The organism is Chryseobacterium sp. SIMBA_028, from assembly GCF_046535285.1.
In the GTDB taxonomy this organism is placed as follows: Bacteria; Bacteroidota; Bacteroidia; order Flavobacteriales; family Weeksellaceae; genus Chryseobacterium.
In genome coordinates, this window is the sequence record NZ_JAWRWZ010000374.1 from 1 (window position 1) to 265 (window position 265).

Annotated in this window: 1 pseudogene; it reads right to left on the bottom strand. The window is 37.4% G+C overall.

Going from position 1 to position 265, the window contains the following annotated elements:
* Positions 1 to 265, bottom strand: a pseudogene (locus tag SCA31_RS23820) (UDP-2,3-diacylglucosamine diphosphatase); the annotation flags it as partial.

A 265-nucleotide genomic window follows, 5' to 3' on the forward strand; every position in this document is an offset into this window, starting at 1 on the left:
CTCATCACCAGAAATCATTTTATTTTTCTGAGACATGTACAAAGCAATCTTCATAGCAATATCCGGATGCAGCCATTTGAAAAACCATTGGGCAACAGGATTGGTAAAGACTTTTTTCATTCTTTTATATCCTTTATCGCCTGGTCCCAAACCATCTCCGTGAGCCAATAAAAATTGTTTGCCACCCATTTCAAAATACTGTTTCTTATAAAAAACAGTACATCCGATCTCTTCTTCCAGATAATCCTTCATCCAGAGATCGTGG